Here is a 24,403-nt window from a genome sequence, read left to right as displayed (position 1 = left end):
TGCTTATACTTTCAGTTCGGGGAAGATGAAAATTCCGGCAATGCGCTTGCGCCATTGCGGCACCAGCGCGGATGCCATCACATGATGGCCTTCATAGGCATGAATGAAGCGGTTCTCATTTGCCATAATGCCGAGATGCTTGGCCGACACGTCAGAACGCCATCGAAAGACGAGCAAGTCACCCGGTTGAGGATTATTATCGGATCGGCGTTGCATATGCCGGTTGGCCGCCTCAAATAGCGGATCGCCGGATGCGGCTTCCGCCCAGTCCGGCGCATAGACACCCGGATTTTCTGGTTCATCGTCATAAAGCGCACGCCAGATACCACGCACCAATCCAAGACAATCGCAGCTTATGCCGCGCGTTGAAGCGCCATGCCGGTAGGGCGTGCCGATCCAGCTTTCGGCTTCCGCAAAAACTCTATGTGCAATCATCATGGGACAAGTGCGCTCCCGTCATATTCATTGCCACCGCTGACATAGGCAAAAGCGGCGTCATTGCCGGGAAGATGCGGGAAGCCGCGAAAATTAGTGCCATTGGCAAATTTCGCCTTGCAGGTGACAAAGCTCTTGTCGCAGCCCGCAACGACACGAAAACTGTCGCCTGCGGCGACGGGCAATACTGGCTGCTCTATCAGGTTCAGGCTATTGCCGCTATGCGCAAGAATACGCAACGATCGACCCACATTTTCGCCACTCCACCAAGTGAGAAAACCTTGCGTGAACCAGCCGCTTGCAAAGCCCTCAATGCCTGTAACTGTGAGCGTCACGCCACTCGAATTTATGACTGAACCGATCGCAGAAAAACGCGGATCATCGGTATTCACGCCACAGCGCTTATCGCCCAGCACCGCATCGCATTGACGCAGAACCCGCCTCCCGCAAACGGCGTCGAAAGCTGCGGCAGCACCTTTTAATTCCATCACGAAGTGTCCGCCTGAACGGCTGATCGTGCCTGCTGTCCAGCGCCGCAACAGCATATGCTGCTGGGGTGCATTCCAGTTGACAAGATAGCTTTCAACAATAGCGCCGTCATAGCGGCCAAGCTCGATATCACCATCGCTTATGCGCTGCGATGAAAGTGCGCCTTCGACCTCGCCACCGGCAATAGAGAGGCCAAGCGTGGTGGTGGCTTCGCTGCTGTTTAATCCGGTCAGCGGTTCACACAGAACACCGCCCAACACCAGCGCTGAATCATGGTCTGTAAACCCAAGAACAACATCGTCAGAACGCCTTATAAGCCATGCAAAGCAATGGTTTGTCACCTCGCCCTTCAAATGTGATTCAAGCGCAATCGGAACCGGGATCATGCCTTCACCTCAATAATGGGAATGGATGGAATTTCGCCTGCCTGAAACGAAGCGATGCTGGCTGTGAGGCGGTCCGTGTCAAAGCGGACCGGCACATCGAACAGAAAACCAGCACTCACACGCTTTCCTGCGAGCGGCACATAATCAGGTGTAAAAGTGACAATGCCAGTGGTGAGATTAACGGTGAAAGCCTCGCCCTCATCAAGCTTTATGCCGTCCACGCCAACCACCACAGAGCCCGCAACGGGGCGCTTAATCGGGCGATTATAAGTCTCGTAATGCTTGACGAATTGAAAGCTGCTGGTGACACCATCACCCGTCCCGATCACCTGATCGATATGCGAGGGTGCAGCACTTGCTGTGGCAGACGAAAAGTCGAACGGATCGCGAAAGCGAAACGTATGAAGGGAACCGCGTCGGGCCTCGAAAAAGGCCAGCACGGTTTTCAGATCGTCAAGCGAACGCAAGCCTGTGCCTGCATCAAAATGCCTGCGTGAATGCGCCCAGCGCGCATTGCGCTTTTCCAGCCCCGAGGTGAGCGTGACAATTTCATTGCGCCATTCCGGCCCGCCGGTCGCACCAAAGGAAACACCGAGCGGGAAACGAATATCGTCAAAGGCTTCCATATCACATTCTCCGTGCGCCGCGACGCACGGCTCCTGCCAGCATGGTCGAAAGCTGCGCTTCGGACTTGCGGAAGGACGAAGCATCTGGAGAAGTCATATTGAAGACAACCTGCACCGGCTTGCCACCATTTCCGCCTGTGGCGACACCCAGCCTGCCATCGGCACCGCGTGCACGCGGCAGGATCGCTTCCGCGCCAGCCTCGCCAGTCAGCCCCAGCGAGCCATTGCCCATGCCAAAATAAGTCGGACTTGAGACCACCCCGCCCTTGGCAAATGGCATAATGCCACGGATGCCGCCAAGCACACCCGACATCAGCGATGAGCCGAGATTCTGCAATGGCTGCAGACCAGCCGACAAGGCTGACCCAGCTAGACTGCTTGCAAGGCCGCGCAGCACATCTTCCAGGCCTTTGCCGGAGACGATAGCGCCTTTGAGCGCTGTCGTCAGGCTTGAGCCGAAGCTTAATGAGCGTTTTTCGAGGTCGGTCAATGCGCGATCAAATGCGCTCGTATCCGCCTCGACGGAAACGGTTACGGTTTCATCTGTCATGTTAAATCACCTGTCGGGAAAGGTCTGCATCAGCGCGTTAAATGTTGCGCGCGAAGGAACGTTCATGCTGTGCGAGGTCGGTCGAAGAACGGCTGCGAGCTCGCGTGGGGTCATGGCCCAGAAGTCTTTCGAAGAAAGCCGCAGCAAACCAAAGCCCGCACGCATCACCTCATCCCAGGGAAAAGGCTGACGTGAAGGAGCTGATTCAACTGCGGCATTTAAGGGTTTGAAAGGGAATCGCTTTCTGCTGTCCCGAAGGTGGCAGTCAGGAGTGCAGAAACAATGCGGGCATAGCCGCTTGCGCCACCATCGGCGCGCATATCGGCCACGTCTTCAAAAGACACATCATGCCCGCCTCCATGCAAGCCAGCGCAAATAATCCGCTGCATATCGAAGGCAGAAAGCTTACCACCGGAAAAGCGCGAAATCAGGTCCGATAGATTATCTGCCTCAAAAGCGGCTTCGAGTTTCGCCAGCGAACCAAGCGTCAGGCAGAGTGTCCAGTCGCGACCATCGAGTTTTGCCGCAACCTCGCCGCGATGGCGGTTGATCATCATAGCGCATCTCCGAAAGCGATCAGGCCTGCGGATTCGAGCGCAATTTCAAACGTCACTTCGGCATCATGATTGCCGCCATATTCCAAAGCTACAACCTGAAACATGCCTGTAACAGTGCCAAAGTCGGGCAGAACAATCTGCCAGTCGCGGATTTCACCATTAAAAAAAATGCTCCGGATCAAAGCATCCGATGCGGCATCCTTGAAGATGCCCGATCCACTGACCGAAGCGCGTTGCACGCCACTTCCGGCTAGCAATTGCCGCCATCGTCCCGCTGCATCGGCATCTGTCACATCGACGGTTTCCGCATTGAAAGCAATACGTTTGGTGCGCAGGCCTGCGCAGGTTTCAAACTGTTCGCTACCACGCGAAATCTTCAGCAAAATATCCTTGCCACGTTGAGCTGCCATTCTATGCTCCTGAATTAAATAGAGGGTTCGGTCACTGCACGATAGCGCATGGTGCCAAGATAGCTGCCGAATCCATCGGTATTACGCGCCAGAACTTCCGTCAGCATGAGATTGACGACGCGATGACCATCGATCTCGAGTGGCTCTTCATCAAGACGTGTGGCAATGCGCCCAGCAATATCAAGCACGCGTTTACGACCCGCCTCACGCGCCCAAATCTGGATATTGAGAAAGTGCTCGCCGCCCGGCTCGCTCGCCGTGCTCCAGTCTTTGCTTAACGTCTCGCCGAGCGTGACATAAGGAAATGCTGTTTTGGGTGGGACATGGTCATAAACATGCTCACCACCAAGCGTTTCAATCAGTTCATCGTCATTCTTCAAGGCCTCATAAAGTGCCTTCTGCAATGCTGCCGCGCCGTTCTCCATTCTGTTCCCCTCTAAATTTTTCCGGCTCGTATCGAGCACCCAGTCCTCCGATGGCAATGTCTTCACGCAGCGCCAACTGTTTGAAACGAAGCGCGCGAACGAGGCCATCAAATGTCAGTTTCATGTTCACATTCACCGCCCTTCCTCCACTGCAAGACAGATCAGATAACGCCCGCTCTCATCCGGTTCGTGCACGGAACGCAGCGTGAAAATCCGCCCGCCCTTACGGAAACGTTTGTCAGCGGAAACATCCTCGCGATAACGCACCAGAATACGGTGGGTTATTTCTGGGCGTGGCCGAATGCCAAAATCACGCTGATTTGTGGATACGGGTTCGATGCGTCCCCATATGGTGGATGTTTCGACCCATGTTTCGCGATAGCCGCCCATCCCGTCGGCAATCGGATGCATGGCTTCCAGAGCCAACTCTGTGGTGAGCTGACCCGGGTCAATAAACAACACATTGTTCATAGGGATATGCGCCGCCAGCTATCGACCATCTGGCCGACCATCGGTGGAAGCTCAGATTTTGCTCCATCAAGGCCAGCGCGGTTCTCATAAAGATGTGCGGTCAGCGTGAATATCGCCTGCTTGAGCGCATCTGGCACCTCAACACCGGTCTCTCCGAAGCCCGCAATAAAGTCCACCTCAAGCCCACAGAAGGACTGCGCATCAGGATATTGCGCCATGTAAACACGCTGCGGACGACGACCGTGCTGGAGCATGAATTCTTCTGGTTCCATGCTGATCGCAATTCCGTCCGAACAATAAGCAACGACGGCGGTTACAGCCTTGACCGGATATTTGAACAGCGCCAGACGACCCGAACGCGGCCAGCGATCAACCCGCAGACGCCAGGTCTGGTCGATAAGTGCTAACCCCGTATCGGCCTCGACAAGTTCACGTGCCGTCTTGATGATGCGGCGTAGAATATCGTCTTCGCTCTCGGTCGAAATTCTTAAAAATGCGCGCGCGTCTGCGACCGTCACCGGCTCAAGCGCCGGCGGCGTGACAAGAAACATTGTCATTTTATTTTCCCCTTAAAATAACTCTCAAATCAGATAGTTACGCATGGCACCCCAGAAAAAGATTCAACGCGTTTGCAATTTGAATCTAGCTGCCAAAACCGGCAGGGTAGCGATGCAGAATTGCAGCAAAACCGCTGCTAAAAGCGCATCCCGAAAAGTGTGAAGCGGTTTTCGGCATGCGCGTTGTTAAGATTGTTATGCAGCAAACTTTAGAAGCTTGATCGCATCGAAGTCCTGAACACCGCCGCCAACGCGCTTGGTCGTATAAAAAAGCACATAGGGCTTGGCGGAATATGGATCGCGCAACACGCGAACACCGATGCGATCGACCACCAGATAGCCACGCTCGAAATCACCAAAAGCAATCGGCGTGCCATCGGCCGCGATGTCCGGCATATGCTCGGCCTCGACCAAACCAAAGCCCATGAACGAAGCTTTCTCGCCAACAGCCGATGGTGGCTGCCAGAGATAATTGCCGTCAGCATCCTTGAGCTTGCGCAGGACACTCTGCGTTTTTCTGTTCATCACAAAATTGGCGTTTTGGCGATAACCGGCTTTCAGCGCATAGATGAGTTCGATCAGCTTATCGGATGGGTCGGCTACAGGCAGGCCACCCGCAACGCCGGTTTCGATATGGCCGATCTTGCCCCATTCCCAGCCTGCATCTTCAACCGTGTCATAACTCAAGAAGCCCTTTGGCTTGTTGACGCCATTACCGCTGATGAAGGCGGCACCTTCCTGCTCGGCAAAGGCCGCTTCCACTTCCTCGGCAATCCACTGTTCGACATTGACGGCGGCGTCATCAAGCAGCGAAGAGGTTGCCGCTGGCATGGCGTAGATTTCCATGGTTGGAAACTGCAATTCTGCGAGCTTTGCCGAAGCCGTCTGCGGACGTGCATCGGTTTCGCCCACCCAGCCGGTCGCCGGACCGCTGACCGAGAACGGCTTTTTCAGCACAGCGCCGGAAACCTGACGCACACTTGAAATGCCACGGATTGGCGACAGCACCGCTAATCTCCGACCAATTTCGGTTTCGAGTTCCGCTGGCACTAGATAGCCACCATCAGGGCCGGAGGCATAAGAATGCGCCTTCTGTTCAATGCCGCGCAGCAACTGCTCATCACCACGGCGAACATAACCATCGAACGCCTGCTTGTGTTCGCGGTTTTCAACGAGTGCCACTTTGCCAAGCTGTGGACGTGCGCTTTTCAGCACATACTGATCCAGCGCCTGTTTTTGCTCATCAATTGCACGGTTGATACGATCAACTTTTTCGCGCAAAAGCACATCGACATCAGCACTTTTTTCGACCTTCTTGAGACGCTCATCATTGGCTTCACGGAAAGCCGAGAAAGCTGTCATGAACTCGTCAAATGCTTCGGATACATCGCCGTCATTGCCCAGATTAGCGCCAAGCGCCTTCGTTTCCACGCTCTTGGTTTCGAGCGGGACTGTATGAGTGTTGTTCATTTTTGATCCTGATTTAGTTAAAAGACATCATCTTGCAGGCGGCGCGCATACGCTGCGCAAGGCCTTGATCTTCGGGGTTGAGAGCGTCCCGCTCATCCCGACCTTGTAAGGCTGCAAGTGCTGAATAGCCCTTGGCTATCACCAGACGTGCAGCAGAACGGCTCAACCCCGCATCCCGCGTGAGCCAGCGTTCAAATTCTCTTATCGTTGGCAAATCCGCTTTTAGATTGTTGATGCGCGCCTGCGGCAGCATCGGAAACGTCACCACCGAGATTTCCCAGAGGTCCGCTTCAACAATGTGTCGCAAGCCGGTGCGTGCATCCTTTCGCGCCTTCACAGTGCGAAAGCCTATGGAAAGTCCATCCAGGCCACCGGCCCGCATCAGTTCGAGTGCTTCGCGTGCGCGGGCCACACCTTTGGCAAGTCTGCCTTCGACATAAAGACCGCGTGCATCTTCGCGAATATCTGTCCAAACGCCAATCGGTTCGCCTGCATCATGCTGCCAAAGCATCCGAACGCCAGACGATTTGCGGGTCAAAAGCGATTTTGCAAAAGCGCCTTTTTCGATAATATCATTGCCAAGATCAGGCAGACCGAAAACGCTGGCATAGCCGGAAAAACTGCCATCGATTTCAACTTCACTCAAAGCGAGTGATGCACGCTTGGTTTCAAGCTTTATCATTCTTGCTCCTTTGAGAAGTTGGAAGTCCGGGAAGCGGTGCATGCTTCACCCGCTCAGCAAAGCGCTTGAGAATGCCGAGCACCGACCACGCCGCAAGGCTTGCGGCAGTCGCCCCCATCAGCATCAGTTCAGCGCGACCAAGAAGAGCTTCGAGTGATAATGTCTTCGCGATTTTTACGCCTGCCGCACCGCCAAAAACCATGCCGCAGATGATACCGACCGCAAATCGGATGCCTGCCTCGCGTTTGCCGTTGGGCAGCATATAGGCGAGCGACACGGCAGAGCCTGCGACGGCTCCGGCAATCTTGGCAAACCAAACCAAGGTTGCATCGGACGTCATGACGGTTTCGCTTAGATTGCTCACGGTACTCTCCTTTCTGCACGCGGCTGATAACCAACCACATCGCGTTTTTCGTCGTCACTTAAGAATGAAGCTTCCGAAACACGACGCCAGAGCGACTCGCGTTCCAGCGACAATCCTTCAATCTGGTCGATGTCATGTTCGAGCCGCAAATCGCCGCCAAACAACGGCCCCAGCCAGCCGCCAAACGCCTTGGCAGTACGATTAATCAGCGGCAGCACGGTCAGGCGATAAAAGGCGCGATTGGCTTCTGCATAATTGGCATAGGTATTATCGCCCGGAATGCCGAGCAGCATGGGCGGCACACCAAACGCCAGTGCAATATCGCGTGCAGCACCATTTTTCGCTTCGATGAAATCCATATCCTGTGGGCTATAGCCCATGGCTTTCCAGTCAAGCCCACCTTCAAGAAGCAGTGGTCGGCCAGCGCCCGATGCTCCGGTATAGCCCTCTTCGAGTTCCGTCTTTAGCCTGTCGAACTGCTCTTCGGTAAGGTTGCCGCCATCTTTTGGCGCATAGACCAGCGCACCGGAAGGCCGTGCCGAATTATCAAGCAGCGCCTTGTTCCAGGCACCGGCTGCATTGTGCAGATCAAGCGCCATGAGTGCTGCTTCAAGCGGTGGAAAACCATAATGGTCATCCAGCGGATGAAACAATTTCAGGTGCAGACCAGAGGATGCCAAGCCTGCCAAAGAAACCGCCCTGCTTGTATTGCCCGAACGATAGATGAGCGATTGTGGCCACCCATCGCTCGACGTTTCAAGCGTCACCCTTTCGGGCCGCAGCAGATGCAATTCGCTGTTGCCGCTCGGCAGATCGATACGCTCGACATAGGCATTGCCTGAAATCAGCAGATGCCCATAAAGCCGCTCGAAGAAACTGCTGCCATCAAGTCCCGCCTGCGGACGCGCAACCAAATCAAGCAGCGGATGGGTTTCATGCTCGGTGGTGCCCTCATAAAGCAGCCACGGAATATTGCTGGCCGCTTCGGCGATCAGCCGGACACAGCGATGTGCCACCGGATTGCGCATAAATCCTTCACGCGCCAGCGATCTATAATCCCGCGCAATCCATGTCGGCCCGCGTTCCATATGAAGGGCGACAAAGCCATTCGCGGCTTTTCTCTCGCACCCCGAATTGGGATATGAAGGTGCCTTCGCGGCAGCTCTGCGCCACGGCAATTTCCACGCCATATATCGGCTCTCCAATAATTTTGAGTGTTATCCGAAACGCCTGATACGCGGCTTTCGGTCGTGACCAAGCATGAGTTCGGTCAGCGCCCATACGAGGGCATCCAGACGATCCGGCGAACGCCCAGTCGAAAGACCTTCGGGTGCGAAATCGCACATTTCATCTTCCAGTGCCGCAAAGCGTCCCGCATGGCGAACACGATCCTGCTCATAAAGGGCCGCCACCGGCTCAGCGCGCAGCCATTTGCCGCGCGATGCATGGCGCATTAGCACTGGCACGGTTGCATCTTCGGCCGACAAAACAGCTGCAACCATTTCGCCCCCCTGGTTGACCTCCGCCAAAATCGCATCGGCCTCATAATAATGATAAAGAGCGATTGCGCGCCGCGCCCATTGATGCGGTTTAGCCATGTTCATGCTTTCATCGGCCAGTACATGCGCAAAGCCATTTTCATCAATACCTGCAACGACAATCCCACAGGCATCCGACGATTTACCTGACGAAGCAGGCGGATCGACTGCTACCAGAATACGTACTAGCTCGGGAGCAGAGGTTTCGAAACATTGTTCAATCCGCTCGCGCGACCACAAAGCGCCTGCGCGTTCCTCGATCAGTTCGCCGTCAAGTTCCTGCCGTCCAAGACGTGTTCCGGCATAGCGTTGATTAATGGTTTCCATGAAACCATCAGCCAGATGTTCGGAGTTCTCCGCTGTTCGCATATGCGTCATGGCTACCGAATGTTCCGTCATTAAGGCTTTCAACAAAGGCACAGCACGTGGCGTTGTCGTCACCACCTGCCGCGGAAAATCACCCAGCCGGAGGCCAAATTGCAGCATATCCCACGTGGCCTGCGGGTTTTTCCACTTCGCGAGCTCGTCGCACCATGCAGCATCAAACTGCGGTCCGCGTAGACCATCCGGATCTTCCGACGAATAAAGGGAAGCCACCGCACCATTATCCCAAAGAAGCCGCCGACGTGTCGCTTCATAACGCGGACGCGAAATCCGCGACACCGACAAAATGCCGGAAGGACCATCAACCATCACCTCACGCGCATCGGAAAAAGTTTCGCCAACCAGCGCGATATGTCTGCAAGCTTTCTTGGAAAATGGCGCAAGCCCCAATGCCATTCCCGATACCCATTCGGCCCCTGCCCTTGTCTTGCCAGAACCGCGACCACCGAGAATAAGCCAATTCCTCCAGTTACCAGAAGGCGGCAATTGCGCGTCACGCGCCCTGATCAGCCATTCGCGATCCGCTGCCATTATCTGATTTTGCGTCAAGTCCGCGCTCCACGATTTCCCGCGCGTGCCTTTGTGCAAGGTCTTCAATTCTCCTGTCTATGCGTATCAGCGCCTGTCTGACCTCATGAAGGCTCACCACTGATCCCGCATTATCAACTGTGGTAGTTTCCGTCTCAGTAGCAAGGTCACCAACAGTTTTCACCGCCTTGGCCAGCGCCATCAGGGCTTCAGCCTTGCTCTTGTCTGGCAATTCATCACCATCGATCAGCTTGTTAAGTTCCGCCTGCAATCTTTGCAGAGCGCTTTCGGTGGCGGATGGTTTATTGTGCATCTGTTCAAGAAAACCAAGACGCTTCAAACGATCCCGATAGTTTTTTTCAGAAATGCCCATCAGCTGTGACATGTCCGAAAGTGTGATGCCGTGTTTCATTTGCAGGCAAAAAGCCAGCCTGACCCGCGCCTCACGGCACTCGTCAATTTTTTGCGTTTTCAACGGCCATATCCGTCAGCTTCACCCTCTTTTCATACAAAACCCCGAAAGCATATTGCTTCCGGGGTTTTGTAAGCACCAATAAAAGCCGGGGGTATCGAAGCTCTCATCGGCATCAGCCACACTTTTCTGACTGTATCTAATTGATAGCAAAGCACCGTGACGCCGTCAAGGACTATTTTCCTATTTATGATTTTTTTCTTAGCAATATTTCTAAAGTCTGTTTACGAATTAACATGAGTTATGGCTTATTAATCTGTTATTATCCGGGAGCAGGTTGCGCTCGTTTCATAAATTTTACGGCTATAAAGTAGAGTTCATGCGTAAAACGGCCGATGAAAATTTTGACAAGAAAAGCCGCAAGCCCTTCCGGGTTTCGCGGCTCATCGGGCTTGATGCCTGGATTGATTCCGGTCTCTATAATCTCCGTTTTAATTCGCGCGAATGGTGGGAAAATATCACTATTTTCTCACGCAAATTTCGCGTTCGCGGCTTTCGGCGTCTGGTCGTGGAAGTGCTGGACGAGGGCTTTACGCTTGGCACAATTGGCGCTGTCCTTATGCTGGGGCTTGCAATTCCAGCCTTTGAAGAAACCAAGAAAGACTGGCGTGCGCAGGACGATTATGCAGTTACCTTCCTGGACCGCTATGGCAATGAAATAGGCCAGCGCGGAATTTTGCACCGTCAGGCAGTGCCAATCGATGAATTGCCAGATCATGTTATCAAAGCCGTGCTCGGCACTGAAGACCGCCGCTTTTTCGATCATTATGGCATTGATTTCTGGGGGCTCAGCCGTGCGCTCAACCAGAATCTGCGCGCAAATGGCGTGGTACAAGGCGGCTCGACCCTAACACAGCAGCTTGCCAAAAACCTTTTTCTGTCCAATGAGCGCACCCTTGAGCGCAAGGTCAAGGAAGCGTTCCTCGCCCTTTGGCTTGAAAGCAACCTCAACAAGAAAGAAATCCTCCAGCTTTATCTCGACCGCGCCTATATGGGCGGCGGTACATTCGGGATTGCAGCGGCATCCGAATTTTATTTCGGCAAAAACGTTAAAGATGTCAGCCTTGCCGAAGCAGCCATGCTGGCCGGACTTTTCAAAGCGCCTGCGAAATTCGCGCCGCATGTCAATCTGCCAGCGGCGCGCGCGCGCGCCAATGTTGTGCTTTCCAACATGGTCGAAAGTGGCTTTATGAGCGATGGACAGGTGGCGGTAGCGCGTCGCAATCCAGCCAGCATTATCGACCGCGCCAAGAATGAAAGCCCTGACTATTTCCTCGACTGGGCCTTTGAAGAAGTCAAAAAAATCGCAGGAAAAGTACCCCAGCATACGCTGACCGTGCGCACGACACTTGATCGCAACATTCAGAAGGCCGCAGAAGAATCGCTTGAATTCTATCTGCGCCAGAATGGCAAAGAATATAATGTCTCCGAAGCTGCCACCGTGGTCATCGCCCATGATGGATCGGTACGCGCGCTTGTCGGTGGACGCGATTATGGCCAGAGTCAGTTCAACCGCGCAACCAAAGCGCTGCGGCAGGCGGGATCGTCATTCAAACCTTATGTTTATGCAGCGGCGATGGAAAAAGGCCTTACACCCAGTACAGTCGTTTCCGATGCACCGGTGAGTTGGGGCAATTGGTCGCCGCGTAATTATGGCCGCAGCTTTGCCGGACGTGTAGATCTCACAACAGCATTGGTGCGTTCGCTCAACTCCGTGCCGGTCCGGCTTGCGCGCGATCACCTCACAACAGCCCCCATCGTAGCGCTCGCTAAAGCCATGGGTGTGGAATCCACCATTTCCGCGCACAAAACTATGGTGCTTGGCACATCAGAAATGACCGTGATGGATCAGGCAACCGGCTTTAACGTATTTCCCAATGGCGGCATGGCAGGCAATCGCCATGGCTTCACGCAGATCATATCGGCAGATGGCAAAGTACTTTGGGACTTTTCACGCGATACCCCCAAGCCGCATCGTGCGCTTTCGGAGAAAGCGGCTTTTGAGATGAATTCCATGCTAGTGCAAGTGCCAGAACGTGGAACGGCGCGGCGCGCAGCACTTCCTATGACACGCGTTGGCGGCAAAACAGGCACGACGCAAGGCTATCGCGATGCTTGGTTTGTCGGATTTACCGGTAATTTCACCGCCGCCGTCTGGTTTGGCAATGATAATTTCACGCCAATGAAGGAACTTACCGGCGGTGTTCTGCCCGCAATGGCATGGCAGCGGATGATGAATTATGCCCATCAGAATATAGAACTAAAGCCGATACCGGGGATCACGCCCGCCTTTCCTGCCCCCGCAAAGGCAACAGAGCCAAAGCTGGCGGCGACAGGAAGTCCACTGGAAATGATGGCCGCACCGCCCCGCGTTCTGTCGCCTGTTGCCACAAAAACGCTTAAAGAATTGCAAGACAAATTCCTGACTGCACCGCCCGTACCGGCGCTAGCGACACGAACCAAAATATCGGTCCTTTGAGCACAGAATGCTGAAAACAATCCTCAAAGTCATGACGGTACTGGCAATCGCAATTGGCGGCGGCATCTGGGCGACCGATTATGCCCTTGACCATTTTGATGGTTTTGGCGAGTTGCAGCTTGGGGCATGGAATGCCTATCCCGCTTCTGGCACAAGTGACGCCGATCCCTATTCAAAAGCGCGCGCGGCACGCAAAGCATCACTTGCGCTCGGCACCGCAGAAGGACTGCCGTTTTACGCACGTCGGGATAGCAATGGGCGCGAGTTAGTCCGCGGATGCAGCTATCGCCTCACGGGCCTGACACCATCGGCGCGTTTCTGGACGCTCTATCCGGCGACATCGAACCTTGAACCCATTACTCCACGCGAAGGCTTGCCAACTGCACTTCATTCACGCGACGTCCTTTATGAAAATGACGGCAGCGTCGAGATCACGGTGGGGCCGAATGCCAGTCCGGATAACTGGTTGCCCGTTGATGGAAGCGGAAGCTTCGTGCTGGTGATGACGCTTTATGATACTCCCGCTGCAAGTTCGTCGGGGCTGATTGATCTCGTCATGCCGCGCATCGTGCCGCTCGCAATACTGGAGGCTTGCCGTGGCTAAGTTACTCCGCCTGTTGCTGCTTGGCCTGATCGGTGCTGCAATCGTGCATATCGCGGTTCTGCTGCTGGTCCCGCTTTATTCGAGCAAAAATGCTTGGTCGCATCTCGAAGCCTTGGGCGAACCATATAGCTTCTATATGCTTTCCGAAAAGTCGGGACTTGTCACCGATCAGGACCCGCTCATAGAACAGGCGGCATGCCGGTTTGATCTGACGAACGGCCCGATACATATCACAACAAAAGGCAATCTGCCTTTCTGGTCGCTGTCAGTTTACGCACCCAATGGCGATAATCTATACAGCCTCAATGACAATGTATCGAATGATCGACAGCTTGATCTGATCATTGCCGATCCGCTTGGCATTGCAGCGCTTCGCGCCGAGGGCGTGCAGAATGATGGCCGCTCGGTTATCATCGAACAAAATGTCAGCGAAGGTGCGGTTGTTCTACGCAGCTTCGTTCCCGATGCAAGCTGGCGAGAACAGGTGCAAAGCTTCTTTACGCAAGCAAGCTGCGCACCATATGAGGCAAGCTGATCCGCTTGCAATTTTTATTTTTACGCATGTCTTTTTCCCAAAACCGGTTTCCACTTTTGGGAGACATGCTTAGTTAACTATCTGCAAAACAGACGCTTTCTTATGCACGGTTAATGAGTTGCTAAGGCTTCACACCTATTATCCAGTTTGCCGATATGCGGCAGGCCGCGTTCATAGTTTTAGCCTACCGGAGTAACTTTGCGTGACAAACGATCAGTTCCGGGTCCTGGAAGAGATTTCAGGTAACCGGAGCCAATCACATTCGAGAGCTGATAGCAGCAAAGCAGACGACCTTCTGGGCGCTGCAATAGCTGCGTTTGCCTCCATCACGCGTCCGGGCCGCCACGATGCGCATCAGCTTGAAGATCTGGCATTTCCATTGATTGAACGTGCAACCACACGCGGCAAACGGCAAGCCGCACACGCATTGGCTCAGATAGAAGACGCGCCGCGCCGTCTCGTTTTATCGCTAGCAAACGAACCGGTTGAGATTTCCGCGCCTATCCTGCTGCGTTCGGCAGTTTTGCGATCCGAAGATTTGCTCGACATCATCAGCAAAAATGGCATTGACCATGCCCGTGCCGTCGCACGCAGGCAATCTGACGATCCCTTGCTGAAAAATGTTTTGCGTAGCTTCAATGATCCCGCGATTGACCGATTGCTCGCCTTGCAGGAAAATCTCGCAGGCCTTGAACCAAATAGGCCTGTCACGTCGGAAGACGCAAATAGCGAAGTCGCTGAAAGCCCGATCCAGACGCCATCGTTTTCGGCACCTGACTATCTGATCGATACAGCGCTGCTGATTGACGATCAAATTTTCCGCACGGCTTTGGCTGATTCGCTTGATGTCTCTTTTGATCGTGCTGATAGGATCATCGGACAATGGCCAGAAACCCATCTGCCAATAGCCCTGCGCGCACTGGGAATGTCGGCTTCCGAAGCTTTCATGATCATGTCAGCACTGCTGGGTCCGATTGCCGCCAACCGCGATCATTTACGCGAATTCATTCAAATGTATCGTTCGATTGATCGCGAAAAGGCTGTCATGCTCGTGCGCCGGTGGAAAGCCGACGACATGTCAAGAATGCTGCGCAGCAAACTGCGTGAGATGGCGACGGCTGCGGATGTCGATTCCGCAACAATACGATCAAGCCTATAAAATATCCGGTGAAATAGAAAACAAGCTTGTCGGATCGGCCACATCTTCAAGCTCTATGAGCCATAAATCAGGGTCGAAGCGGATTTCACGCTCCATGCGCTCGCTTGCTTTGATATCGTCGACCTCGTGGAGAATGCGCAAAAACATGCGTTCCCCATCGTGATTCTCATCATAAGACGTCTGCGGTGCAGGCGAGTAAAGATCGCATGTCCCAAAGCGCGAATTAACCTTGATAAAGATCGCCCCCGCTTCCTTTGAGCCACGGCGCGCAAGATAGGCAAAGCCGCCCTCGCCCTGTATTTTGCGGATCAATGCGGAAACCCAAAAGTCTGACGTTAACCGCATCAGCTTATCAGGCCGATTTCACGCATTTTGGAAATCAAAGCGGCATCGACTTCACCTGTCACGCGCAAGTTGAAAAGTTTCTGGAATTCACGAATGGCATCCTGCGTAGATTTGCCCGGAACACCGTCAACGCTAACCCGTTCATTGCCAAAGGCTTTCAAACCTGCCTGCACGCGCACAATATCCTGCGAGGAAATCTTTGCCTGCGGCTCCACAGCCGCTACCTGTTGTTTTTCCGATGCGGGTTTGCTTTGCAGCGATGCCAGATCAGGCGCGCGCTTTGCCGTTTCTTTGACTTTCAGCACAGCAGGCTCTGGCCGCGGCGTGGGTACCGCCAGATCAATGAACTTTGCAACATCGTCTTGCGATTGCGCCGGTGCCGCAGCGTTTTGTGCCGGAACGCCGAGCTTCTTCTGAAGTGCCTGCCAGCGTTCAATGGCTTCTCGCGTCTGTGGTCCGGTAAAGCCGTCGACCGCACCCTGATAAATGCCAAGTGTCAACAGTCTTTGTTGCAGCCGCGCGATTTCAAGATCCGCATTAGGCGCAAGCGCAGGCAGCATTTCATCAATTGAACCCGTCACTTGCAGACGATCCGGCGACAATTCTGCGGCTTCAGTCGATGGTTGCGCCTGGGCAGTCTCAGGCGTTTCAACGCTTGCCGTTTCCTGCTTTTTCTCAACAACCGTTCCGGGCAGCACTGCACGCGGCGTCGCCTTAAAAACGAGATCCTCACGCGTTTTGAAAAAGACCGCATTATGCGCTTCAGGCTGATACCAGAGCGCATTGGCCGAGACAAAACCCAACACGACGACAAATGCCGTAGCGCCTCCTGTCAGCACCGGATTACGCACAATGAAGTCGCCGGCAAAAATCGCCAGCGCCGAAGCCGAACTGAAAAAGAACTTAAGCAGGCAGCGACCGAGGCTATGCCGTTTTGCGGGCTTGCGCATCGATCCGCTCTGGGCTTTGTTCCCGGTTTTCGTCTTTCTGCCAGTCATTATTCCATTCTCCCTGGTGACGGTTCATATCGATAACCGTGCCAAGTTGTTGTTGATCTTCTTCTCCCAAAGAAGCCAGTTCGAGCAGTTTTTGCGGGCCTGCCACTGGCAGATGCACGGTTACAACCGTTCCTTCGCCCACGCAGCTTTTGATTTGCATTGAGCCCTGATGAAGTTCCACCAAACCCTTGACCACTGAAAGGCCAAGGCCGCTCCCCTCTTGTGTGCGCGTATAATGATTGTCGGCCCGCACGAATGGCGATCCGATACGCTGCATATCTTCCGGCTCAATGCCAATGCCCGTATCGGACACAACAATTTCGAGATGCGGACGTCCATCGACCATCACGCGCGCTGCATCAATTGTGACGCATCCGCCGGTTTGCGTGAATTTGACCGCATTGGCTGCAAGATTGATCAGTATTTGCTGCACGGCGCGGCGATCGGCTACCAACTCGCCGGTGCTCACATTCACACGATGACAAAAGGCCAAGCCCTTTTTCTCGGCCTGCGGCAGCATGACAGCCGCGCACAGTTCAGCCACTTCGCGGAAATTGATGTTCTGTGGTTCAATGCTGTAAGTACCGGTTTCAAGCTTTGAATTATCCAGAACTGAATTGACCAGATCGAGCAGGTAATGGCCCGATTTATGAATGAGACCAGCATATTCGCGCTGTTTTTCATTCTGTAGCTGGCAGCCCATTTCATGCGACAGCATATCGGAAAAGCCGATGATTGAATTCAATGGCGTGCGCAGTTCATGACTCACGGTTGCGAGCAGACGACCCTTTCCGATTCGTTCAGCTTCAAGTTGCGCCTTCAGTGCATTAATTTCTTCAATGAGCTTATGTTCACCCTCAATTGAACGTCCGAACAGCGTGATAATCCCGTTCGCCGCTACACCTTCCATACGGAAAACAAGAAAAACCGGAGTGCCATTTTCCAGCATACGCAGGCGAATATCTGCTGGACGTGGTGTGCGTCCTAAACGCAGGTCTGCGAGAAGCGAGAGATACTGCACCCGGTCTGCGACATGAACCCGATCGATCAATGCGACGCCTTCAAGGTTCTCCGGCTCAACGCCTAGAACCTTTGCAGACTGCGGAGCGATTTGCGTGATAACGCCCTCAATATCCATGGAGAGTTGCAGGTCGCCGTCAGCGACCAAAGGCTTAGGCTGCGCAAGCGGCTTTGATTCAACGGATGCTTTGATCGCAAAACTACGAGCTATGAGGCTTGTAATATAGAGTATCATGACGATCAGCGATGCCAACGCAACGGAAATGCCGCCTTTAAGCGCAAGAACACTTAAAATGCTCGCACTTAACACAATCGCTGCAAGCACTGGCATTGGCTTGCGGCTGATGAACCAAACTTCCAGAGGCAAGGCTCCGGCCATGATCCAAAGAGCCACATTGCTAGTATTCGCAAATATGGAAATTGCCGCAAGACCTGCGCCATAGGTCACAAAGTTGAGTGTTCCGAGCACTGCACCGCTCAAACCCATGAGGCTCAGGGCGCAAAGAATCATCGCAAAGCCGGCAAAGCTCGCGGCAAGAATGGAGATGGCTGCAAAATCTGATGTAACGCCCGATGCAAGCACGGCTGCAAACAAAAGAGCAGGCATGAGCATTAACGAGCCGACAGTGCGAAGTGCTACTGCATCCGATTGCTCAGTCCAGCGCTGGCAGAAACGTTCATGAAAACGCGCCAATGCCTGCACCTTCGTGCCAAGAATCTGTGCTGCGTTCAAAAGAATGGCGTTCAACTTGCCTTACTCACTCAATACTCGCTCGACTCATCCATCAGGGACGAACCTGTTAGAGCCAGAATGCAGGGGAGGCTTTAAAGAAACGATAAAACAATGTCATATTGAGCATCTTGATGTAGAATCTGACAGCTTAAGGTGGGAGTTTTCCCGCTATGGTAAACAGATGGTGGATATATAAGGGTTTGCGTTCCGCACGAAAGCGCAATGAAGATCAAAAAATGCAGACGATTCTCACGGTTACGGAATCTTTTCCAATTACGTAGACAATGCCACTAGCAATCCCGGTCAACAAACCCTGAGCATAATGATCCGTTTTCTTATTAAATCCGTTTTCTGGTTGTCGTTGGCATTTATTGTAATGCCGCACTTCTTTCCTGCGGACAAAGAAGACACTGCTCCAAAGACCATCGCTTCTGTTGAAGCCAAAGCAGAGCCGGACTCCGTTGAGCAACTGCTCGCCAATGGCAAAACCGCATTGGAAATCGGCAAGCTTTGCGTCAATAATCCTGCATTGTGTGAAAACGGAACGTCTCTGCTATCAAGCGCGGCAAGCGGAATGATGCAACGCAGCGGCAGTATTCTCGAATATCTGAGTGATCGCTTCGGCATAAAGCACGAGACGCCTGCACCCGCCGTTGCAAGGCAGGAGTTGCCTGTGGAGCCTTCGAAGAATTCTCCCCATATCATTCCGATCCCCACGCCACGTGCAAGCGCATTGCGGGCGCAAGGCGTTGTTACGAATTAGGTTTCGGGCATAACGAACAGTTTTCCGTGACGTTACCGGCTTTTGCCCCTATATAGACGGCATATCCAAGATTTTATTCAGGCGAATGTCATGACCACCACGATAGACAGTATTATCTCCGACTTCGAATTTCTCGACGATTGGGAAGATCGCTACCGCTATGTGATTGATCTTGGTAAGGAATTGCCAGCCTACCCAGACGATGCCCGCGACGTGGCACATAAAGTACAAGGCTGTGTCAGTCAGGTTTGGCTCAAGACCATTCCTCATGAAGGTAATGATCCAGTCGTCGAATTTCTGGGCGATTCCGACGCACATATCGTGCGGGGTCTGGTGGCAATTGTACTGGCCTTCTATTCAGGTCGTAAAGCATCAGCCATTGTCGCATCCGATCCTGAAGCCGTGCTCAAGAAGCTCGGATTGGATGAGCATTTGACGCCACAGCGTTCGAATGGACTGCGCTCAATGGTAGCACGTATTCGCCGCGATGCAGAAGCGCTGAGAATCTCAGCTTAATAAATTTTCGACTGTAAGAGCTGCTGAGAGCAACTGTTTGTCGGCGCCGTTGCGTGCATTCATCATCAGGCCTGCTGGCATTCCTGAAACTGGCATCGGCAGTGTTATGCTGCAAAGATCGAACTGATTGGCGATCTGCGTATTGCGCAACAAGAGTGCCTCGACCCGATCATATTCGACAGGGTTTTCACTCACGGACACAATTGTCGGCGCAACAATCGGCGTTGTTGGCGTGACGAAAAAATCAACCTCGCGCAATTTCTGATCCATTTTCCCAACAAGCTTCAAACGTATATCCATAAGGCGTTGATAGGCTTGATCCGTTACATCTAGACGTTTTACAAGCGTATGCTTTACCCTGTCATCGACATTGGCATCGGGATCTTTCAACCATGTTAGAGCGTGAACGCGGCTCGCTTCAATGCCAGCGATTGAGCCGATACGCGTCGCCTCGGAAAGAGCAAGAATAAGATCATCCAATTCAATTCTTACAATCTGCGCTCCAGCTTTTTTAAGCGCGGTCACTGCCAGGTCAAAAGCGATGGCTATGTGCGGCTCCGTATTGCGCAAGAACAAACCGGCCGGAAGCCCGACCTTTAACCCATTCAACGATGCTGCAACCGGCAGAACTGGCGGTTCACCCGCCATTATCGCATCCGCAAGAATGCAATCAGCAACGTTTTTCGCCAACGGTCCGACCGAATCAAGCGATGGTGCCAAAGGAAAAGCACCTTCAAGCGGAATGCGTTTTGCAGTGGGCTTGAAGCCAACCAGACCATTAAGCGCCGCAGGAATGCGCACTGAACCGCCAGTGTCGGAACCAATAGCGATTTCGCTGGTGCCCTCCGCAACCGAGATCGCAGCGCCTGACGATGATCCGCCTGGCACGCGGGTTGGATCAACGGAATTGGCGGGCACACCATAATGCGGGTTCAGTCCGACTGCGGTGAACGCAAATTCCGTCATATGGGTCTTGCCAATGATAATCGCACCCGCAGCTCGCAAGCGCTGCACAACAATCGCATCAGCCTTTGCTGGTACTGCCGTTTTGCGAACAACTGAACCAGCAAGCGTTGGCTCACCTTTTACGTCGAATAGCTCTTTGATAGAAATAATCCGGCCATCAAGCGGACCAAGCAGCTGCCCTTCTTTCACACGTTGCTCGTAAGCATTGGCCTCAAGACGTGCGTTATCCTGATAAATCACGCTAAACACGCGTTCATTATTAGCGCGCATCTCCAACATTTTCAGCACTGCGTCAAGATTTTGCATCTTCAGTCCCATGTTCGAATAGCATTACCCCTGGCTAGGGCGCGCTGTTGGACGATAATCATCAGCACCCCAGTGTAAAACTACCGGGGATCGACGCTCTCTTTCGAGCTGTGGATTATAATGCCGATGTAACATAGCAAGCCCCATTTTCAGAAGCATTTTGCCTGAACGCACAGGCCACTGACGTTCTCGCTCCACCGTTTCAAGGCCTTTAAGAAAACAACACACATCAATGAGTACACCACTCAATTCAGGACCAATCGCATCTAAAGCGCGCTCCACCCGCATACGGCTTGCAAGCGCTATGTCAGTCAGCTCTGCCATGCCGCCCGGCCCGGAGCGTGCAGAGCTTCCAACACCAACATCCCAACGTGCCGAAATCGAAGGCATCATCGCGCCACGCGTAAAATCGGCTCTCAAGCGCTCGCCTGCCCGAAACTCATCTTCAGAAATGAAGCTTCCTCCATCTCCAGCGCGAAGCCGATAAAGCTTAGCCAAAGGAGATTCGGAAAGGTTCACTTCAACTTTTTCGCCCTGCTCTATCTCAACTGTGGTTGTTCTTCGCGCAGACCTTTTATTTTTTACAGTAGTTTTCCGTGCGTATCCTGAAATCGCAATACGTTCACCATCGCAAATCAGAATTCCGCGCGTTTGCATTGCGTCAAGTTCGACGCGCGTTACGGCAATAGTTCCCTGCTCGCCAACCAGCAAAACATGCGTGTCCCGCACGGAATCCTGCACTTCGCAGCCACCCTGCTTGAGAAAGCGAATAATCCGCGCTTCGGAAGCCAAATGTGTCGCGCTCATGCTGCCATCCTCCATGCCGAGAAATCCTGATTGACGACTTTTTCCAGCGTTGAGACAACAGCGTCGTAATCCTCGTCATCGCGACTATCCTCCACAAGGTGGCAGGCGTACATGACCGTTGTTCGATCACGGGAAAACCCGATAGCTACTTCGCGCATCACCATTCCGAACGAAGTATGTGCGAGATACATTCCCAATTGTCTGACTTGCGACACTTCCCTTCTGCATCGCAAAGGAGAACGTAATTCCGCACCGCTTACTCCAAAAAAAGCAGACAATAAATCGATCAGTGCATCACAGATTTCCACATTTTTTTCCTGACGTCTTCGCCCCAAAGCAGGACCGGAATTATCCAGGTTAAGAGTTCGTCCGTGTCGCGCTGCAATGACCTTCAATGCTTCCACAGCTTCTGCGCGGGTATGGATGATATCCGAAATTTTCAGAGACATTCATCTTTCCTCACCATTATAGGAATATGTTCTTATAATGAGGATTATGCAAGTGGGGATAAGTTTTTTGAATGGTCGCTCGGCTTCAATATCCACCGATATTTATAAAATATAGGAATTTTATCCAACAGGTCGATAAATGGTTGATCTTGTCATCGGCACAAATTGCAAACCGATGAAAGATAAAAAATGGAAGCTTCTCTTCGCAAAGCCCGTGAGGAATTTATGATAATACGTAACCAGCAGCGCATGGGTGCCATGCAGCGTGTTGCGCTACAGATTATTGCCGGTATTGATATGGATAGGCTGCTGGACGCCCCCGAAAACGAGAAAAAACAAGCACAGCACAAACTCATACGCCTGATAGAGCGAGAGCGTTTAAAAGGCATAAATCGTCACTGGAGCTATGATCTTAATCGACACATCGCCTTAAAGCAGGCTTTAGACAGACTGCTGGGCAAAATAAACAATATATAATGCGCGTTGGCTTAGAGCAGTTCCTGTTTAAACGGAATCGTAGGAGCCGCTTCGCACTTTTGCTGGAAATGCTCCAGGGTTTGTGGAGAATTAGGTTTAGCTCGTGGCGTGCGACGGATTTTGGTCCTGAACAGGAAACCAGACGCCGGGGCGGCCTATCTCCACGGGCTGTTCGACAAATTCAGGGAGAACGCCACACACATCTCAAAGGGATATGGTGAAAATTGTCCAGCTATGCATCGCAAAACCTGTGCAGTTTTCATGCATAACAAGCTCCAAAACTAATCCCCACAGACCCCAATCGCTTTAAAAAAAAATAGCCCGGCATCTGAGTGCCGGGCTATTATCAACTTGTTTTACAAAAAGAGATTAATAAATTATGCGTCCTTAGGCTTGCGGCCCAAGCCCATCTTCTTGGCAAGACGCGAACGTGCTGCTGCATAGTTCGGAGCGACCATTGGATAGTTAGGATCAAGATCCCACTTTTCACGATACTGCTCAGGGGTCATGCTGTAATGGGTCATCAGGTGACGCTTCAGCGATTTGAACTTCTTACCGTCTTCAAGGCAGATGATGTAATCATCATGAACCGACTTCTTAGGATTTACGGCTGGCTTCGGCTTTTCAACAACGACAGGCGCTTCTTCACGAGCAACATGACTCTTGAACGCAGCATGTACTTCTGAAATCAAGAGAGGCAATTCACTTGCGCGAATAGAATTATTTCCGACATAGGCTGCAACAACATCAGCGGTGAGGCTGAGAAGCAATTCTGCGCTCTCGTCGTAGATTTCAGGGTTTTCCATTTTTTTTCCTTTATGGTCTTTCTTAGTATCAAACAGATTAGGGCTCTCAAAAACCTGAACGCCATCTGCGCGAATTTCTTATCCCCACCCAACTTCACCAGCGATGCAATTAACAATGAATATTGGGATTTGCAATAGAATTGTCAAACCACATTACATTAAAATGACTGATTTCTTCTTATAAAAGCAAATACAACATAATTATTCATAGAGTCAGCGCATCGAATTGACTAAAAATCACAGATGGAGAGGCATTCAGCGACAAAGTTTATTCGTTATGAGAATGGGGAGAGACAAATGCTGTTAGCGCTCCCTTAAATTGTAGAGCACATATAAGCAATCATTTTTTTGTGATAAGTCTTTTAACATAAGCTAAAACAAATATCATTCATCAAAAGAAAATATGAACAAGGAGTCTGGCAGCAAAAAGGCATAGGATAAATATATTTTCGCTAAATAAACTCGCATTCAACGATGTCCCCAACTATATATCCGATATTCGCCCGAAATCAAAAACGGTCAGACAGGTGCGCGTAAGATTTGTCAGTGAGTTGAGGCACTTACCCCAAGCTGTCACAAGCCCGTTCACAAATTCACATTGTAACGCGCCAAAGAGAGGACACAACTATGTCAAGCTCTACCAATCAGAATCACAATCTTAAGGTTGTTAAGACTGATGCCGAATGGCGTGAACAACTGACGCCGATCCAGTATCAGATCACACGGCAACACGGCACAGAACGCGCTTTCTCAAGTCCGAACTTCGAGAGTTCGCTGCATGGAATATATCGTTGCGTTTGCTGTGATCGCCCGCTTTATAAATCGGAAACCAAGTATGAGTCTGGAACCGGTTGGCCCAGCTTCTTTCAGCCAATAGAACCGGACGCAGTTTTTGCTGTTGAGGATCATTCCTACGGTATGAACCGCACCGAAATTCGTTGCTCCGATTGCGACGCACATCTGGGTCACGTTTTCCCCGATGGACCGCCGCCAACCGGCTTGCGTTATTGCATGAACGGCAATGCACTGATCTTCGATCAGGATTAAATCTTGTGTTTCACAGTCCGCACTGCGACACCATTTCGAACTGATTTCA

At 52.4% G+C, this 24,403-nt stretch carries 31 protein-coding genes and 1 pseudogene; 8 read left to right on the top strand and 24 right to left on the bottom strand.

Annotation, left to right across the window (positions count from 1 at the left end; all coding sequences use genetic code 11):
* Window positions 1-3: 3 nt before the first annotated feature.
* From CEV31_RS08575 to CEV31_RS08500, 17 genes and pseudogenes are all read right to left on the bottom strand, one after another.
* The gene (locus CEV31_RS08575; RefSeq protein ID WP_094506649.1) at window positions 4-438 is read right to left on the bottom strand and encodes a C40 family peptidase; all 435 of its coding nucleotides are present in this window, start codon (window positions 436-438) and stop codon (window positions 4-6) included.
* Window positions 435-1,310, bottom strand: coding sequence for a DUF2163 domain-containing protein (locus CEV31_RS08570; protein WP_094506648.1), 876 nt, complete (start codon window positions 1,308-1,310; stop codon window positions 435-437). Before CEV31_RS08570 ends, CEV31_RS08575 begins: the two co-directional genes overlap by 4 nt.
* On the bottom strand, window positions 1,307-1,936 hold the full coding sequence (locus CEV31_RS08565) for a DUF2460 domain-containing protein (protein ID WP_094506647.1): 630 nt from the start codon (window positions 1,934-1,936) through the stop codon (window positions 1,307-1,309). Before CEV31_RS08565 ends, CEV31_RS08570 begins: the two co-directional genes overlap by 4 nt.
* 1 nt (window position 1,937) lies before the next feature.
* On the bottom strand, window positions 1,938-2,486 hold the full coding sequence (locus tag CEV31_RS08560; RefSeq protein ID WP_094506646.1) for a phage tail tape measure protein: 549 nt from the start codon (window positions 2,484-2,486) through the stop codon (window positions 1,938-1,940).
* Between the two features lie 6 nt (window positions 2,487-2,492).
* A pseudogene (locus CEV31_RS08555) lies at window positions 2,493-2,660 on the bottom strand (rcc01693 family protein); the annotation flags it as partial.
* Between the two features lie 44 nt (window positions 2,661-2,704).
* Window positions 2,705-3,043, bottom strand: a complete 339-nt coding sequence (locus tag CEV31_RS08550; RefSeq protein ID WP_094506644.1) for a gene transfer agent family protein — start codon at window positions 3,041-3,043, stop codon at window positions 2,705-2,707.
* Window positions 3,040-3,453 carry a phage major tail protein, TP901-1 family gene (locus CEV31_RS08545; RefSeq protein ID WP_094506643.1) on the bottom strand — a complete coding sequence of 138 codons (414 nt, stop codon included), beginning with the start codon at window positions 3,451-3,453 and terminating at the stop codon, window positions 3,040-3,042. Before CEV31_RS08545 ends, CEV31_RS08550 begins: the two co-directional genes overlap by 4 nt.
* Window positions 3,454-3,467: 14 nt before the next feature.
* Window positions 3,468-3,878, bottom strand: a complete 411-nt coding sequence (locus tag CEV31_RS08540) for a DUF3168 domain-containing protein (RefSeq protein WP_094506642.1) — start codon at window positions 3,876-3,878, stop codon at window positions 3,468-3,470.
* A complete protein-coding gene (locus CEV31_RS21070; protein ID WP_169717319.1) occupies window positions 3,838-4,002 on the bottom strand; it encodes a hypothetical protein in 165 nt (54 codons plus the stop codon). The genes CEV31_RS08540 and CEV31_RS21070 overlap by 41 nt, the downstream gene beginning before the upstream one ends.
* Before the next feature lie 8 nt (window positions 4,003-4,010).
* On the bottom strand, window positions 4,011-4,349 hold the full coding sequence (locus CEV31_RS08535) for a phage head closure protein (RefSeq protein WP_094506641.1): 339 nt from the start codon (window positions 4,347-4,349) through the stop codon (window positions 4,011-4,013).
* Window positions 4,346-4,906: a head-tail connector protein gene (locus CEV31_RS08530; RefSeq protein ID WP_094506640.1), complete on the bottom strand. Its 561-nt coding sequence runs from the start codon at window positions 4,904-4,906 to the stop codon at window positions 4,346-4,348. The genes CEV31_RS08535 and CEV31_RS08530 overlap by 4 nt, the downstream gene beginning before the upstream one ends.
* Before the next feature lie 195 nt (window positions 4,907-5,101).
* Complete coding sequence (locus tag CEV31_RS08525) at window positions 5,102-6,376, bottom strand: phage major capsid protein (protein ID WP_094506639.1); 1,275 nt, start codon at window positions 6,374-6,376, stop codon at window positions 5,102-5,104.
* Window positions 6,377-6,389: 13 nt separating this feature from the next.
* Window positions 6,390-7,058, bottom strand: coding sequence for an HK97 family phage prohead protease (locus CEV31_RS08520; RefSeq protein ID WP_094506638.1), 669 nt, complete (start codon window positions 7,056-7,058; stop codon window positions 6,390-6,392).
* On the bottom strand, window positions 7,045-7,422 hold the full coding sequence (locus CEV31_RS08515; protein ID WP_094506637.1) for a DUF6107 family protein: 378 nt from the start codon (window positions 7,420-7,422) through the stop codon (window positions 7,045-7,047). Before CEV31_RS08515 ends, CEV31_RS08520 begins: the two co-directional genes overlap by 14 nt.
* Window positions 7,419-8,612 carry a phage portal protein gene (locus CEV31_RS08510; RefSeq protein WP_094506636.1) on the bottom strand — a complete coding sequence of 398 codons (1,194 nt, stop codon included), beginning with the start codon at window positions 8,610-8,612 and terminating at the stop codon, window positions 7,419-7,421. Before CEV31_RS08510 ends, CEV31_RS08515 begins: the two co-directional genes overlap by 4 nt.
* A gap of 27 nt (window positions 8,613-8,639) precedes the next feature.
* The gene (locus CEV31_RS08505) at window positions 8,640-9,875 is read right to left on the bottom strand and encodes a DNA-packaging protein (RefSeq protein ID WP_094506635.1); all 1,236 of its coding nucleotides are present in this window, start codon (window positions 9,873-9,875) and stop codon (window positions 8,640-8,642) included.
* Complete coding sequence (locus tag CEV31_RS08500; protein WP_094506634.1) at window positions 9,838-10,347, bottom strand: hypothetical protein; 510 nt, start codon at window positions 10,345-10,347, stop codon at window positions 9,838-9,840. The genes CEV31_RS08505 and CEV31_RS08500 overlap by 38 nt, the downstream gene beginning before the upstream one ends.
* A gap of 316 nt (window positions 10,348-10,663) precedes the next feature.
* Between CEV31_RS08500 and CEV31_RS08495 the strand changes: the two genes are divergently transcribed.
* The 4 genes from CEV31_RS08495 (at window position 10,664) to CEV31_RS08480 (ending at window position 15,121) form a co-directional block, all read left to right on the top strand.
* Window positions 10,664-12,823: a transglycosylase domain-containing protein gene (locus tag CEV31_RS08495; RefSeq protein ID WP_094506633.1), complete on the top strand. Its 2,160-nt coding sequence runs from the start codon at window positions 10,664-10,666 to the stop codon at window positions 12,821-12,823.
* Window positions 12,824-12,830: 7 nt separating this feature from the next.
* Window positions 12,831-13,427 (top strand): DUF1214 domain-containing protein, encoded by a 597-nt coding sequence (locus CEV31_RS08490; protein ID WP_094506632.1) that lies wholly within the window; start codon window positions 12,831-12,833, stop codon window positions 13,425-13,427.
* The gene (locus tag CEV31_RS08485) at window positions 13,420-13,962 is read left to right on the top strand and encodes a DUF1254 domain-containing protein (protein ID WP_094506631.1); all 543 of its coding nucleotides are present in this window, start codon (window positions 13,420-13,422) and stop codon (window positions 13,960-13,962) included. The genes CEV31_RS08490 and CEV31_RS08485 overlap by 8 nt, the downstream gene beginning before the upstream one ends.
* A 202-nt stretch (window positions 13,963-14,164) precedes the next feature.
* On the top strand, window positions 14,165-15,121 hold the full coding sequence (locus CEV31_RS08480; RefSeq protein ID WP_094506630.1) for a DUF2336 domain-containing protein: 957 nt from the start codon (window positions 14,165-14,167) through the stop codon (window positions 15,119-15,121).
* Here the strand turns inward: CEV31_RS08480 and CEV31_RS08475 are convergent.
* Genes CEV31_RS08475 through CEV31_RS08465 form a run of 3 tightly spaced genes read right to left on the bottom strand, consistent with a single transcriptional unit; the run spans window position 15,116 to window position 18,232 of the window.
* A complete protein-coding gene (locus CEV31_RS08475) occupies window positions 15,116-15,466 on the bottom strand; it encodes a DUF1491 family protein (protein ID WP_094506629.1) in 351 nt (116 codons plus the stop codon). The genes CEV31_RS08480 and CEV31_RS08475 overlap by 6 nt on opposite strands.
* Window positions 15,466-16,416 carry a peptidoglycan-binding domain-containing protein gene (locus CEV31_RS08470; protein ID WP_094506628.1) on the bottom strand — a complete coding sequence of 317 codons (951 nt, stop codon included), beginning with the start codon at window positions 16,414-16,416 and terminating at the stop codon, window positions 15,466-15,468. Before CEV31_RS08470 ends, CEV31_RS08475 begins: the two co-directional genes overlap by 1 nt.
* Window positions 16,391-18,232: an ATP-binding protein gene (locus CEV31_RS08465; RefSeq protein WP_094506627.1), complete on the bottom strand. Its 1,842-nt coding sequence runs from the start codon at window positions 18,230-18,232 to the stop codon at window positions 16,391-16,393. Before CEV31_RS08465 ends, CEV31_RS08470 begins: the two co-directional genes overlap by 26 nt.
* 307 nt (window positions 18,233-18,539) lie before the next feature.
* On the opposite strand from CEV31_RS08465, the gene CEV31_RS08460 reads away from it, so the two are divergent.
* The gene (locus tag CEV31_RS08460; protein ID WP_094506626.1) at window positions 18,540-18,980 is read left to right on the top strand and encodes a hypothetical protein; all 441 of its coding nucleotides are present in this window, start codon (window positions 18,540-18,542) and stop codon (window positions 18,978-18,980) included.
* A gap of 90 nt (window positions 18,981-19,070) precedes the next feature.
* Window positions 19,071-19,496, top strand: coding sequence for a SufE family protein (locus CEV31_RS08455; RefSeq protein WP_094506625.1), 426 nt, complete (start codon window positions 19,071-19,073; stop codon window positions 19,494-19,496).
* Here the strand turns inward: CEV31_RS08455 and CEV31_RS08450 are convergent.
* Genes CEV31_RS08450 through CEV31_RS08440 form a run of 3 tightly spaced genes read right to left on the bottom strand, consistent with a single transcriptional unit; the run spans window position 19,488 to window position 22,018 of the window.
* Entirely contained in the window at window positions 19,488-20,768 is a 1,281-nt protein-coding gene (locus CEV31_RS08450) for an amidase (protein WP_374847020.1), read from the bottom strand. The two genes, CEV31_RS08455 and CEV31_RS08450, sit on opposite strands and share 9 nt — an antisense overlap.
* 24 nt (window positions 20,769-20,792) lie before the next feature.
* Complete coding sequence (locus CEV31_RS08445) at window positions 20,793-21,590, bottom strand: DUF6456 domain-containing protein (protein ID WP_210190901.1); 798 nt, start codon at window positions 21,588-21,590, stop codon at window positions 20,793-20,795.
* Window positions 21,572-22,018, bottom strand: coding sequence for a helix-turn-helix domain-containing protein (locus CEV31_RS08440; RefSeq protein ID WP_094506684.1), 447 nt, complete (start codon window positions 22,016-22,018; stop codon window positions 21,572-21,574). Before CEV31_RS08440 ends, CEV31_RS08445 begins: the two co-directional genes overlap by 19 nt.
* Before the next feature lie 195 nt (window positions 22,019-22,213).
* Between CEV31_RS08440 and CEV31_RS08435 the strand changes: the two genes are divergently transcribed.
* Window positions 22,214-22,501, top strand: coding sequence for a cytoplasmic protein (locus tag CEV31_RS08435; protein ID WP_094506623.1), 288 nt, complete (start codon window positions 22,214-22,216; stop codon window positions 22,499-22,501).
* A 377-nt stretch (window positions 22,502-22,878) separates the two neighbouring features.
* Here CEV31_RS08435 and CEV31_RS08430 read toward each other — a convergent pair whose 3' ends face one another.
* On the bottom strand, window positions 22,879-23,307 hold the full coding sequence (locus tag CEV31_RS08430) for a MucR family transcriptional regulator (protein ID WP_094506622.1): 429 nt from the start codon (window positions 23,305-23,307) through the stop codon (window positions 22,879-22,881).
* A 627-nt stretch (window positions 23,308-23,934) separates the two neighbouring features.
* On the opposite strand from CEV31_RS08430, the gene msrB reads away from it, so the two are divergent.
* Window positions 23,935-24,354, top strand: coding sequence for a peptide-methionine (R)-S-oxide reductase MsrB (gene msrB / locus CEV31_RS08425; protein WP_094506621.1), 420 nt, complete (start codon window positions 23,935-23,937; stop codon window positions 24,352-24,354).
* Window positions 24,355-24,403: the final 49 nt, after the last annotated feature.

The sequence above is a fragment of the Brucella thiophenivorans genome (assembly GCF_002252445.1).
GTDB classification, from domain to species: domain Bacteria; phylum Pseudomonadota; class Alphaproteobacteria; order Rhizobiales; family Rhizobiaceae; genus Brucella; species Brucella thiophenivorans.
The sequence above is the reverse complement of the archived record's forward strand: the minus strand, read 5'-3'. Positions and strand labels throughout refer to the sequence as shown.

Excerpts from the sequence above, each read along its gene's own strand:
- CEV31_RS08520 (WP_094506638.1), bottom strand. The coding sequence starts at position 7,058 with ATGATAAAGCTTGAAACCAAGCGTGCATCACTCGCTTTGAGTGAAGTT.
- CEV31_RS08490 (WP_094506632.1), top strand. The coding sequence starts at position 12,831 with ATGCTGAAAACAATCCTCAAAGTCATGACGGTACTGGCAATCGCAATT.
- CEV31_RS08495 (WP_094506633.1), top strand. The coding sequence starts at position 10,664 with ATGCGTAAAACGGCCGATGAAAATTTTGACAAGAAAAGCCGCAAGCCC.
- CEV31_RS08540 (WP_094506642.1), bottom strand. The coding sequence starts at position 3,878 with ATGGAGAACGGCGCGGCAGCATTGCAGAAGGCACTTTATGAGGCCTTG.
- CEV31_RS08560 (WP_094506646.1), bottom strand. The coding sequence starts at position 2,486 with ATGACAGATGAAACCGTAACCGTTTCCGTCGAGGCGGATACGAGCGCA.
- msrB (WP_094506621.1), top strand. The coding sequence starts at position 23,935 with ATGTCAAGCTCTACCAATCAGAATCACAATCTTAAGGTTGTTAAGACT.
- CEV31_RS08475 (WP_094506629.1), bottom strand. The coding sequence starts at position 15,466 with ATGCGGTTAACGTCAGACTTTTGGGTTTCCGCATTGATCCGCAAAATA.
- CEV31_RS08550 (WP_094506644.1), bottom strand. The coding sequence starts at position 3,043 with ATGATGATCAACCGCCATCGCGGCGAGGTTGCGGCAAAACTCGATGGT.
- CEV31_RS08575 (WP_094506649.1), bottom strand. The coding sequence starts at position 438 with ATGATGATTGCACATAGAGTTTTTGCGGAAGCCGAAAGCTGGATCGGC.
- CEV31_RS21070 (WP_169717319.1), bottom strand. The coding sequence starts at position 4,002 with ATGAAACTGACATTTGATGGCCTCGTTCGCGCGCTTCGTTTCAAACAG.
- CEV31_RS08510 (WP_094506636.1), bottom strand. The coding sequence starts at position 8,612 with ATGGCGTGGAAATTGCCGTGGCGCAGAGCTGCCGCGAAGGCACCTTCA.
- CEV31_RS08470 (WP_094506628.1), bottom strand. The coding sequence starts at position 16,416 with ATGCGCAAGCCCGCAAAACGGCATAGCCTCGGTCGCTGCCTGCTTAAG.
- CEV31_RS08565 (WP_094506647.1), bottom strand. The coding sequence starts at position 1,936 with ATGGAAGCCTTTGACGATATTCGTTTCCCGCTCGGTGTTTCCTTTGGT.
- CEV31_RS08430 (WP_094506622.1), bottom strand. The coding sequence starts at position 23,307 with ATGGAAAACCCTGAAATCTACGACGAGAGCGCAGAATTGCTTCTCAGC.
- CEV31_RS08545 (WP_094506643.1), bottom strand. The coding sequence starts at position 3,453 with ATGGCAGCTCAACGTGGCAAGGATATTTTGCTGAAGATTTCGCGTGGT.
- CEV31_RS08535 (WP_094506641.1), bottom strand. The coding sequence starts at position 4,349 with ATGAACAATGTGTTGTTTATTGACCCGGGTCAGCTCACCACAGAGTTG.
- CEV31_RS08455 (WP_094506625.1), top strand. The coding sequence starts at position 19,071 with ATGACCACCACGATAGACAGTATTATCTCCGACTTCGAATTTCTCGAC.
- CEV31_RS08450 (WP_374847020.1), bottom strand. The coding sequence starts at position 20,768 with ATGCAAAATCTTGACGCAGTGCTGAAAATGTTGGAGATGCGCGCTAAT.
- CEV31_RS08460 (WP_094506626.1), top strand. The coding sequence starts at position 18,540 with ATGATCCGTTTTCTTATTAAATCCGTTTTCTGGTTGTCGTTGGCATTT.
- CEV31_RS08445 (WP_210190901.1), bottom strand. The coding sequence starts at position 21,590 with ATGGAGGATGGCAGCATGAGCGCGACACATTTGGCTTCCGAAGCGCGG.
- CEV31_RS08525 (WP_094506639.1), bottom strand. The coding sequence starts at position 6,376 with ATGAACAACACTCATACAGTCCCGCTCGAAACCAAGAGCGTGGAAACG.
- CEV31_RS08570 (WP_094506648.1), bottom strand. The coding sequence starts at position 1,310 with ATGATCCCGGTTCCGATTGCGCTTGAATCACATTTGAAGGGCGAGGTG.
- CEV31_RS08530 (WP_094506640.1), bottom strand. The coding sequence starts at position 4,906 with ATGACAATGTTTCTTGTCACGCCGCCGGCGCTTGAGCCGGTGACGGTC.
- CEV31_RS08505 (WP_094506635.1), bottom strand. The coding sequence starts at position 9,875 with ATGGCAGCGGATCGCGAATGGCTGATCAGGGCGCGTGACGCGCAATTG.
- CEV31_RS08435 (WP_094506623.1), top strand. The coding sequence starts at position 22,214 with ATGGAAGCTTCTCTTCGCAAAGCCCGTGAGGAATTTATGATAATACGT.